This is a genomic window from Pseudomonas sp. B6(2017) (assembly GCF_002112765.1).
Classification (GTDB): Bacteria; Pseudomonadota; Gammaproteobacteria; order Pseudomonadales; family Pseudomonadaceae; genus Aquipseudomonas; species Aquipseudomonas piscis.
On the sequence record NZ_NEIQ01000021.1, the window covers coordinates 21,896 to 34,374 of the forward strand.

1 protein-coding gene is annotated in these 12,479 nt (G+C 66.9%); it reads right to left on the minus strand.

Going from position 1 to position 12,479, the window contains the following annotated elements; translation table 11 throughout:
* Positions 1-32: 32 nt before the first annotated feature.
* Positions 33-12,413: an SDR family NAD(P)-dependent oxidoreductase gene (locus CAG11_RS28240; RefSeq protein ID WP_085599358.1), complete on the minus strand. Its 12,381-nt coding sequence runs from the start codon at positions 12,411-12,413 to the stop codon at positions 33-35.
* Positions 12,414-12,479: the final 66 nt, after the last annotated feature.

The following is a 12,479-nucleotide window of genomic DNA, read 5'->3' on the forward strand; positions in this document are numbered from 1 at the left end:
GGCAGCCTGGCCGGCCGGGTCGCTTCTGCCGCTCAATGCAGCGCCTTGTGCTGTGCTTGCAGCCTTGCCGCCAATTCACCCAGTTGCTGCTTCTCATAGAACAGGTCGGGCATCAGCCGGGTGCCGAAGCGCTTGTTCAGGCTGTCGGTCAGTTGCATCACCATGATCGAGTCCAGCCCCAGGTCATGCACCTGTGCCGACTGGCCGATCTCCTCGGCCGAGAACCCCAGCTTGTGCTGCAACTGTTCCTGGATGAACGCCAGTACCTGGTCCCCTGGATCGCCGGCACCGGTATCCGCCCTGGCGACCTGCGGCTTGGCCTCGCTGGCGGAGCTGGCCTGCAGCGACGACCGGGAAACATCGGCGACCTGCCCCGCAAGCCATGGGTGGTCGTGGTCGATAGCCGCCAGCTGGCGTTGATCGAGATGCAGGCTGACCCGATCGGCCTTGAGGCAGATCCGCGCCTGCTCATCGAGTACCAGCAAGCAACAAGCCAGGCCGTCGGTTCCCAGCCCGATACCGCTGAGCACCACCGTGAAGTCGCCGGCCGGTGACTGGTAGCAGCACAGCTGCTCGATATTGCGTATCACTACCTGGGCCTGGCCCAGCCCCAGCTGGTCCAACAACAGGTAGAACGCCTTGTCGAGGGTGGTCGCCAGGTACGGCGTCAGGTGCAGGTTGGCGGCGTGGTGATTGTGCCGGTTGAGCGGTGGCCGGCCTTCGAGCAGCAAGCCACTGCCGCCGACGACCCACCCGCCGGTGTTCTCCAGGTAGGGAGCAAAATCGTAGCCGGCCCGGGCCAGGCGTTCGCTGGCATCGGTGGCCGGTTGGCGGCTCAACAGCTCGTCGGCGGCATCGAGCCAGGATTGCGCCACGACCGGTTGCCCGCCCGCCAGTGGGTTGATCAGGGCGAACCCCAGGTTGATCGACTGGCCATCCTGGCGTAGCGCATCGAAATCCAGCTCCAGTTGCCCGGCATCGATTTCCAACAGGCGATAACGCAGCCCGCCAACCGTCGCCCAATCGCCGATGAAATGCTCGAAGGCGCAGGATACCGCCAGCGTGCTGCCGTCGAATCGCTCCACCAGCGCCGGCATCGCCAGAGCCACATCGACGAAGTTGAAGGCACCGAGGCGCTGGCCGCCGGGTGCCAGGTACAGGTAGTCGAGCAACTGCGCCGGCGCCAGTTCGCAGCGAAACAGCGCGCCCTCAGCGGTGCTGGGGCAACTCTCGCTCACCAGTGGATGCAGTTTGCGGGTGAACATCGACGGGTTGATGATCGCCGACTCGTAGCCCGGCTCGGTGTACCAGCAGCGGTTCTTCTCGAAGGCGTAGGCCGGCAGGCTGATGCGCTGTGGCTGGCGCTCGTACAGGCTGGTCCAGTCGACATCGTTGTCGCCCCCCAGCCAGCGCCCCAACAACGCCGCCAGCGGTTCGTCCGCCCGGGGCAAGCGACTCGCCGTGGTTTCCTGGAAGTGATAGAGGCTTGCGTTGTCGTAGCGGCCCTCGATGCACTCCGCCAGGCCATCCAGCAGTGCCTGGCGGTTGGCGCAGCGGATCACCAGGCGGTTGCGCAGGTTGTTCTTGCCCACTTGCAGCGTGTAGGCGACCTGGGCCAGCGAAGCATCGCTGCTGGCCAGCCAGGTACGAAACTTTCTGAGGTTCTCCGCCAGCAGCGCCAACTTGTGCACCGAGAACACGAACGCCAGGCACTCATCCGCAATCTGCCCGGCGGCGTCGGCTGGCGGCACGAACTCCTCGACGATCATGTGGGCGTTCATGCCCCCGGCAGCGATCGACGTCAGGCCGGCGCGCCGTGGCAAGCTCTGCAGCCGGCCGTCGACCAGGTGCTCCGGGCGGCGCCACTCGACCAATTGCTGCGGCACCTTGAAGGGCGAATCGGCGAAGTCGATGTCCTGGTTGAGCACCCCCGAGTGGATCGAGGGAGCGATCTGCCCGTGCTTGAGCTGCAACAGGGTCTTGGTCAGCCCGGCCACGCCCGAGGCGGCCAGCAGATGGCCGATGTTGGATTTTATCGAGCCCAGGTAGCAGAACTGCTTGTCCTGGGTATGGGGCATGAACGCATTGCGCAACCCCAGGACCTCGATCGGATCGCCCAGGCGTGTGCCCGAACCATGGCCCTCGACATAGGAAATCGACGCCGGGTGCACCTTGGCCTGCTCCATGGCCTGGCGAATCGCCAGGGTCTGCAAGTCCGGGTTGGGCACGTTGAAGCCATTGCGCTCGCCGGCATTGGTGATCGCCGAGCCCTTGATCACTCCGTAGATCTGGTCGCGATCGGCGATGGCCCGATCCAGGCGCTTGAGCAGCACCGCACCGACCCCTTCGCCGATCACCGTACCGTCGGCGCCCACTCCGTAGCTGTTGACCGACCGGGAAGTGATCGAGGTGAAGTTGCCCTGGGAGGTATTGACCACCGTATAGGGGTGGTACATCAGGTTCATGCCGCCGGCCAGGACCATCATGGTTTCATCGTGGCGCAGCATCTGGAAGGCGGTATGGATGCAGGTCGAGGATGACGAACACATGGTATCGATGAACAGGCTCGGCCCGGTCAGGCCATAGAAGTACGACACCGTCATGGGAATGGTGGCCATGCCCGAGCCAGAAGCCATGGCGCCGGCGGACAGATTGTGTTCGAAACCGTAGTAGTGATAGTCGTTGCTCATGGCTCCCAGCAGCACGCCGACGTTGCCGCCATAACGGCGTTGCAGGGTCTCGCGGGAATAGCCGGCGTCCTCGAAGGTATGCACCGCGGTTTGCAGGAACAGCCTGACTTCCGGCGACATGTGGTCGGCATAGACCTTGGGCATCTTGAAGTAGCTGTAGTCGAACTTGTCCACATCCTTGATGAATGAGCCGTTGATGCACGTGGTCTTGCCCAGCACGTCACGGTTCTTGTAGTAGAGCTTGGCATGGTCCCAGCGCTCGGCGGGGAACTCGTCCATGCAGTCGACGCCATTGGCCAGGTTGTGCCACAGCTGGTCGATGTCGTCGGCCCCCGGGTAATGGCCGCCCAGGCCGATCACCGCCACGTATTGCGCCAGGTCGCTGTCCGGCACCGGCTGCTTGGAGGCCGACGCCACGGCCGCTGCGGCACGGGCGAAGCGATCCACCGGCGATGGCCCCTGGGCGATGCCGGCCGCTGGCGTCAAGGCATCACCGGCGAACATAGCGACGAAGTGCTGGCGATACTTCTGCGCGAAGTGCTCGACCATGCCGGCGATGTTGACGTGCTCGAACAGCAGGGTCTTGGGCAACGAGCCCAGGTGTTTTTCCAGTTCGTTGGTCACCCCGACCGCCATGATCGAATCGAACCCGTAGGCCTCGAACTTCTCCGCCGGGTGGATCTTCGCCGCATCGACCTGGGTCACCTTGGCCACGATCTGCACGATGAAGGCCTGGATCCGCTGGCGCAGCTCGCTGTCGCCGAGGCTTGCGCCGCTGTCGACGCGGGGTGGCGCTCCAGCCGGGGGGAGTCCCTGGCCGGCAGGGGCCAGGCCGATACCGGCCAGGCGCGCGGCCTCGCCATACACCACCCAGGCCTGGGCGGTGACCGACTCGGCTAACAACAGTTGCAGGCTTTGCAGGCCCACCTCCTGGGGCATGGGCACGATGCCAAAGCGTTCGCGCAGTTGTTGCTCGATCACTGGCGCCAGGCCCATGCCACCGTCGCGCCACAACGGCCAGTTGATGCTCAGCGAGCGGCCCTTGCGCTTGCCGTCGGCGCAAAGCGCTTGCCGATAATGCATGTAGGCATCCATCCAGGCGTTGGCACAGGCATAGTCCGCCTGCCCCAGGTTGCCCAGGGCCGCCTGGGATGAACAACAGACGAAGAAGTCCAGTGGCCGTTCGCCAACGGCCAGGTCCAGGGCCTCGAGCCCCCTGACCTTGGCCGCCAGCACCTGGGAGAAATCACTGGCGCGCTTGCCCGGGATCAGGCCATCGCGGATCACCCCGGCACTGTGGATCACCCCGTGCAGTTCACCCTGCCCGGCGTGGATGGCATCGATCCACCGGTTCACGGCCGCGGCGTCAGCGACATCCAGCGCCTGGTAGAACACCCGGGCACCGAGCGCCTGCAGTTGCTCGAAGGCCTGCTGCATCTTCGGTTCGCTGGCCGAACGCCCGGCCAGGTACAGCACCGGGTTGCGGCAACTACGGGCAATGTGCCGGGCGAACAACAAGCCCAGGCCGCCGGCGCCGCCGGTGATTGCATATACCCCGCCGTCGCGCCATGGCCCGGGCTCGCGCTGTGGCTTGGAGGCGACGGCCAGCTCATGCCATTGACGGGCATAGAGGCTGCCGTTGGCCAGCACTCGCACCCGCTGCCGGCAATGGACGCGGCTCTGCTGTTCGATCATCCGGTACATCCCCGCCTCTCCCAGGTCGGGGTCCAGCAGCACCAGGCGCGCCTGCAACTGGCCGTTTTCGATCATCGCGGTGCCGAGCAGCGCCTCCAGCGCCCCCAGGCGCAGGTCGGACTGGCCCTGGACGACATAAAGCTGCAGGTAGTCGCCCGCCGTGGCATCCCGCCGTTGCAGGTAGTCGAGCAAGGCCAGCGCCGCAGCCTCGTACACCGCCGCGCCGGTGGCCCCGGGCGCCCCGGGCAACAGGCTGACCTGGGCGCTGAACTGCTCGCGCAGTCGCGTTACCACGGTATCCGGCAGCCCCAACAGCAGCAACTGTGGCCGGACGCCCTCTGGCAGCGGCTCGCCGGGGTCATCCAGGCTCTGCCAGGACGGGGTGCGGATCGAGCGTGCCAACTCGCTGTCGTCTTGCCTGGCCTGCGCTACCGGCAACACCGAGGCCTGATCCTGGGTCCGCCGTGAGCTGAACCCTTCCAGTTGCAGCAGGCACTGGCCGGCCTGGTCGTGGATCTGCAGGTCGACCTTGTCGATCGTCGTGCCGGCCGGCAGCGCTCCACGGCTGGCGAGCACCGTCAGTGGACCGTCGCGCAGCGCCTGCGCGAGCGAGCCATGCACCCGCAGGCGGTCCAAGGCGAACGGTAGCGCCGGGCCCGTCGCCTGCGGACCTTGCCCCAATACCGTGGCGATATGCAGTGCACTGTCGAGGATGCCCGGGGGCAGCGCGACGCCGTTCATCTGCGGATCGAGGGCACCGGCCGACAACTGGCCGAGCACCTGGTCGCGGCCCAGGCGGATCTGCCCGGCCGCGCGGAAGCTGCTGCCGTAGTGCACGCCCAGGCTGGCGAAGCCCTGGTACAGCGCCTCGTGGCTGCGCTCGCCCAGGTCGCAGCCGGTTTCCAGCTGCGCCAGGTCCAGGGCGGCGGGAGCGACCACCGCTGCCAGCAGCGCATCGCCCTGGGCATGCAGTTGCTGCTCGCTGCCGTCGAGGCTGTAGATCTTGAACGACAGGCGATCGGCTGCCTGGGGCGTGAGTTCACAGAACAACTCGATCTCACCGGCTTCCACCGTCGACAAAACCAGTGGCCGCAGCCAGGCCAGGTTGCACAAGGTGACGTGCTGCATGGTTCGTTCGCTGGCACGGACGATGGCCTCGCGCGCCATCTCCAGGTAGGCGACCGCGGGAAACACCCGTTGCTCGCCGATCCGATGATCGACCAAAAAGCGCTCCTGGCCACTGAAGCGGCTGGCGAAGCACGGGCGGGCCAGGGTCGAGAGGTTGCGCTGCAGCAGCGGATGCAGCCATTGGGCTTGCGGCCCGGTCGCGGACGACTGGCGCTGGCGGGCCTGGGGCCAGTAGCGCTCGCGGGCGAACGGATAGCCCGGCAGCGCTATGCGCGCCGGCGGCGTGGCGAACAGCCGTCCGCCGTCGAGTTCGTAGCCCTGGCGATAACAGTCCGCCAGCCCCGCCAGGGATTCGCGCAGCGTCTCTGCCTCCGCGCCCCGGCAATCGCCCTGCAACTGCTCGATATAGCGCACGACGGTCTTGCCCGGGGTGAAGTCGCGATCCACCTCGCCGGCGAACAGGTTGGGCCGTTTCTCGCCGGCCAGGTGGCACTGCAAGGCGTAGCACGTTTCCTGCAGGTCCGCCGCCACCAGTGCCAGGCGATGCCGGAAGTGATGGCGACCTTCGAGCAGCGTATGGCTGATGGAGGGCAGTTGCTCATCCAGGTAGCCACCGCGCTCCAGCGCTGTCTTCAGCTGTGCGGCCCGGTCCTGGAGGGCCTCGGCGCTCTTGGCCGACAGCACCAGCAAGTAGCACGCCTGCCGTGCTTGCCCCGCGGCCGGTTGCCGACTGTAGTCCTGCAGCACCACGTGGGCATTGGTACCGCTCATGCCGAAGGCACTGACCGCCCCGATCCGTTCGTGCCCGCGTCCGGCCCGGGGCCAGGCTTTGTTGGCCTTGTTGACGTAGAACGGACTCTGTTGCCACTGGATGTAGTCGTTTTCCTGTTCGCAATGCAGGCTGGCGGGAATGGTCTCGTGGCGCAGCGCCTGCACCAGGGCAATGACACTGACCAGGCCCGAGGCGGCGAAGGTATGGCCCAGGTTGGTCTTGGTCGAGGTCAGTGCGCAATGCCCCGGGGGATTGCCGCGGAACGCATCGTTCAGGGCATTGATCTCCACCGGGTCGCCCAACTGGGTGCCAGTGCCGTGGGCCACGATGTAGTCCACCTCCCGGGTCTGCAGTCCGGCGCGCCGGTAGACGTCCTCCAGCAAACGTTGTTGCGAGGCACCACTGGGCGCGGTGATGCCGTTGGTCTTGCCGTCGTAGTTGATGCCGCTGGCCCGCAGGGTCGCGTAGATCCGGTCGCCGTCGGCCTCGGCCCGGGCCAGGGGCTTGAGCAATACGCAACATACGGCCTCGCCCGGGACCATGCCGTTGGCCCGGTGATCGAAGGCGAAGCACTTGCCATCCGGCGAGAGCATCCCGGCCTGGGTCATGCCGATGAAGGCGTCGGCCGAGAAGATCAGGTTGACCCCGGCGGCGATGGCCATCTCGCATTCCTGGTTGCGCAGGCTGGAAGCGGCCTGGTGCAATGCCACCAGCGCCGACGAGCAGGCGGTATTGATCGCCATGGCCGGGCCGGTGAGGTTCAGGAAGTAGGCCAGCCGCGAGGCGAGGATGCCGTTATGGCTGGAGGTCAGGCTTTCTTCGCCGGCCAGCCGCTGGAAGTCGCCCTCCTCGACGCCGACGAACATTCCCACCCGCTGCGCCGCCAACTGGCGCGGGCCGATTCCGGCATCCTCCAGGACGTTCCAGCCCTCCTGCAACAGCAAGCGCTGGCGGGGATCGAGTTGGCTCGCCTCGCGGGGCGAGATCTCGAAGAACAGTGGGTCGAACTCGTCGATTCCCGGCACGCTGCCCATCCAGATGCAACGGGTCTTGGCTGGGTTTTCCCGGGGATCGCCGTAGTGTTCGCGCCAGTCGTAGCGTTGCGGTGCGATCTCATCGACCATGTCCCGGCCTTCGGCCAGCAACTGCCATAGTTCCTCGGGGCTACGAGCCCCGGGAAACCGTCCGCTGAGGCCGATGATCGCGATGCTGTCCGCCTGGCCCCCCGGGCTCGTGGCCTGTGGCATCGGCGTGGCAGGCTCAAGCTCAGGCTCAGGCTCAGGCGCGGGGGCTGGGCCCTGGGGCCGCAGGTAGCAGGCTTCGACGGCTTGCCGGTGCTGCGTGAGCAAGTAAGCGGCCAGTTTCGCCAGGGTCGAGTGGCTGAAGAATACTTCCGGGGTCAACTTCAACCCCAGGTGCCGGCTCAGCAGCCCGGCATATTCGGCCAGGCTGATGGAATCGAAACCGAAGTCGGCCAGGTTGCGGTCGTCGTCCAGCGCCTGCCGTTCGGCCTGCAAGGGCCTGCTCGCCAAGTCGCGCAGGTCCCAGGCCAACGCCTGCTCGAGACTCAGGCCCTTGAGTTCCGGACGCCCTGCCCCTGCATGGCGCGTCGACGCCACGGTGGCGGCCTGGGGCTTGGCGAGCGGCCGGTCGATGCCGGCCACCAGTTGCCGCAGACGCTCGGGTTGGCCGGCCAGAACCATGACCTGCTGGATATCGCTGGCGACCGCCCTTTCCAGCCAGTCCAGGCCCTCGGCGCTTTCCAGCAGCCGCTGGCCGCTGGACTTGAGATAGAACTCGGTGGAATCGCCCTCGCCCAGCGTCATCCCACCTTCGCGCCATAACGGCCAGTTGATCGTCACCACCCGCCGGGCCTGCTTGGCCTGGACATGCCGGGCGTAGGCCTGCTGGAAGCGGTTGGCCATGGCATAGCTGCAGGCGCCCATGTCGCCGAGCAGCGCCGAGCTCGAGGAAAAATGACAGATCAGCGCCAGTGGCTGCTCCGCCAGCACTTGGTCCAGCACCTGGCTGGCCTCGACCTTGGCCTTGAGCACCGCGGCGACTTCCTGCGGCGAACTGGCCAGCACGTTGCCACTGGCCTTGAGGCCGGCGGCATGCACCAGGCCATCGATCGGCCCGCTGTGGACCAGGACCTGGGCCAGCGCGGCGGTCAGTGCCTGGCCATCGGCGCAATCGGCCTGGACATGGAAAACCCGGCAGCGCGCATGCCCCAGCGCCTCGATGCGCGCCCGGGCGCTTGCCGACAACGGCGAGCGCCCGTTGAGCAACAGCTGCAAGCGGCCGCTGGAGCGTTGCCTGGCCCGCTGCGACAGGTGGCTCGCCAGCAGCCAGCCCAGTTCGCCGAGCCCGCCGGTGATCAACAAGGTGTCCAGCCGCTCCAGGGCCAAGGGGGCGCAGCCAGCCTCGAGGGTGACAGGAACCAGCGTCGGCCGCAGCGGCTCAAGGTCCTGGTACAGGCGGCTGCCCAGCACTTCGCCGCTCAGTTGCCGCCACACCCGTGGCAACCAGCGGTGATCGTCGGGCGAGTCCTGGGGACAATCGATAGCCACCGTCACCGGGCAGTCGAGCAAGGTGCCCAGGGAGCGCTCGATGCCGATCCACGACTCCAGGTGGCAACGTTCCAGGACATCCCTGGCGCGTCCGGCCAACAATAGCCGTTGGATGGGCCTCGCGCTGGCGGCCATGGCCTTGAGCAAGGCGACGATCGGGCTGCTGTCGCTGCTCCAGCGCCGATCGTCCATGGCCCACAGGTACAGCACGCGGTCGGGGCAAAAATCGGCCAGCGCCTGGTGCAGGCCCTGCTGCAGTCGCTGCGGATCCTGTGCCGCGACTCGGCGCTGGCCATCCTCCTCAGGTTCGTTGGCCAGGGCCGCAGACACGAACAGCAGTTCGCTGCCCGGGCTCAGGGTCTGCGCCACATCGGCCAGTTGCCGGCGTAGCGAGGGATCGCCCAGCAGGCACAGCACCCGCAGCGGCCGGGCCTCACCCTCGGGTTCGGCAACGGCCAGCCACTGTTCGCTGAAACCCAGTAGCGCGCTGTCGGCGCTGCCGGTGCCGAGGCTTGTGGCTTCGCCAGTCGTCGTGCCCTGGGCCGGGGCTTCCAGCCAGTAGCGGTCCTGGGCGAAGGCATAACCGGGCAGGCTGATTCGTGCCGGCAAGCAGTCGGCGTCATGCAACCGCTCCCAGTCGATGCTCTGCGCCGGTTCGCTGAGCCAAAGCGCGGCCAACTGCGAAAGGTCTGCGCGGTCCAGGGCCTGGTTGATATCGAGGCTGGCGGCGGCAAAGGTGGCGTCGCGCTCGCCAGCGCTCCAGGCTTGCAGTTGGTGTTGCAGTTGCTGCAAGTCGGTGACCAGGAAAATCGCCCGGGCCGCCATGGCCTCGCGGCCGACTTGCAGGGTGTAGGCCAGGGCGCCGAGATCCGGAGCCTGGTGCTCGAGGTAGGCCAGCAGTTGCTGCACCTGCTGGCGCAAGCGCGTGTCATCGCGCGCCGAGAGTGGCACCAGCACCGGCTGGCCATGGTGGATGGCGAACCGGCGGAGTTCACGGTACTCCTCCAGCACCGCGTGGGCATTGGTGCCGGAAAACCCGAAGGAACTGACTCCGGCACGCCGTGGTGTGGCCTGTTCCGGCCAGTCGCGGCCTTCCACGTCGATCAGCAGCGGCGAGTCATCGAGCCTGATATGGGGGTTCTGCTCCTGGAAGTGCCCCAGGGCGGGCAGCTTGCGGTGCTTCAGCTGCTGCACCACCTTGAGCACCCCGGCGATGCCGGCCGCCCCCTCGGCATGGCCGATGTTGGCCTTGACCGAGCCGATATGGCAGAAACCCCGGTCCTGGGTATAGCGGGCAAAGGCTCGCTTGAGGGCATTGATCTCGATCGGATCGCCCAGCCGGGTGCCGGTGCCATGGGCCTCGATGTAGCCAAGCGTCCGCGGATCGATGCCGGCGTTGCGCCAGGCCTGCACTATCACGTTTTCCTCGCCGGTCACGCTGGGCGCCGTCAGCGATGGGGTATAGCCGCCGTGCAGCGCCGCCGAGCCCTTGATCGCGGCATGGATCGGGTCACCATCGGCCAGGGCCCGGGACAGCGGCTTGAGCAGCAGGGTCGCTACGCACTCCCCTGGCACATAGCCGTCGGCGCGGGTGTCGAAGGTGTGGCAACGGCCAGTGGGCGACAACGCGCGGATCGTCGAGAAATAGCGGTAGTGCCAGGACGACAGCAACAGGTTGCTGCCACCGACCAGGGCCATGCCGCATTCGCCGTTGCGCAGGGCGACGCAGGCCGCGTGCAACGCGACCAGCGACGAAGAGCAGGCGGTATTGAACATCAGGCTCGGCCCCTTGAGGTCGAACCAGAAGGAAATCCGGTTGGCGGCGATGGTGCCGCTGCCGGTGGCGATGTACGGGTCCATGGGCAGGCCGAGCTCGCCGATCTTGTCCACATACTCGTTGAAGCACGAACCGATGAACACGCCGGTGTCGCTGCCACGTAACCGGCGGATCACCCCGGCATCCTCGGCGCAGGTATAGGCGCTCTGCAGCAGCAGGCGCACCTGCGGGTCCATCCACTGCGCCTCGCGACGCGACATGTTGAAAAAGCCGGCATCGAAGCGGTCGACCCCGTCGATGAAACTGCCCCAGCGCGAATAGGTCTTGTCCTTGGCCTCGGGGTCGGCATCGAACCAGGGCGCAATGTCCCAATGATCCTCGGGCACGGTCTTGATCAGCTCGCGGTCGTGCCAGATATTGCGCCAGAACTGCTCCAGGTCGCCGGCCTCGGCGAACTGCCCGTGCTGGCCGATGATGGCGATATCCTGCTCGCTTGCGTCACTGTGTCCGGCCCGCGCGGTCGGCGCGCTGTTCGGGACGGGCGCCGGCGTCGTGCCGGTGGTGTCCGTGGTATCCGGCTGGTCGAGCAAACGACCGAAGGCCGCGCCGTGCTCCTGCCAGAGAAAGCCCGCCAGCTCGACCAGGCTCGGGTATTCGAAGAACACCGTCGGCTCCAGTTCGATGGCCGTGGCGCTGGCGATGCGTTGCGCCAGGTCCACCAGGTGCGCCGACTCCAGGCCCAGGTCCATCAGGTTGCGCTGACGTTGCTGGCGACTGATGCCGCTGGCGCCGATCCCGTGCAATTGGGCTAGCAGGTAGGCCTCGATGGCCTCGCGGCTGGCGCCCTCGGTCGGTAAAGCCGGTTCCAGGTTGCTGTTGCGCAGGCGCTTGAGCGAGCAGCCGCTGAACTGCGCGACCAATTCGCCGTCGTCGCTGTACAGCCCGGCATCGAACAGCAGCAGTTCGCCGGAGTTCTTCAACAACTGCCCACGGATCCAGCCACTCATCGGGGCTTGGCGGCGGTGCAGCGTCAAGGACTTGATCCCCAGGGGAATATGCATGCCGGACAGGCTCTCCCCGTCCAGCAGCGGGACGATGCTCAAGAATGCGCTGTTGATCAGCAAGGGGTGCAAGCCGTAGTGGCGCTCGTCATCCACCACCACCCGGGCCAGCACCTCGGGACGTTCCGGCTGCCGGTAGAGCGCTTGCAGGGTGCGATAGCTGTCGCCGATGAACAGCTGTTCGCTGACCTGGTAGATGGAGGCCGGGTCCAGCCGGGTCATCGTGCTGCTCAACTCGACGGGAGCGATGGCCTGGTGCTCGGCAGCCACCGCCGTCAGCTCGCCGCTGGCCGCCACTTGCCAGGGCGCCTGCGCGCTGCGTCGGCATACCGCTTCGAACCCGGGCCCGCCAGCCCGGATCGCCACCTCCAGCTGCTCGCCACTCGCCAGTGCCACTGGCGCGGCGAACAGCAGCTGGTTCAAGCGCAACGCCTCGCCCTCGGCGAGCTGGCCCAGCCCCTGCTCCAGCGCCAGGCTGGCATAGGTCAGCCCGAGGAGGATCCGTCGTTGATCGAAGCGATGATCGCGCAGGCAGGGTTCGTCGTAGCGATACACCGCGGCCGCGACCAGGTCGGCACCGGCCGTGGGCACCTGCAGCCGACGGCCTGCCGGCCCGGCCCGCAGGCTGGCCCGCAACATCTCGAACTCCCGCGCCGCCTGCTCCGGGTTGATCTCCTGGCGCTGGATCCTGCCGTGCAGAGCCCTGATTCTACTGTCCACTGCTCTCTCCAATCCTTGGTTGCGGTAGTGCCTGCATGAGCCAGAAGTACGCTGTGCCCCGCGCGT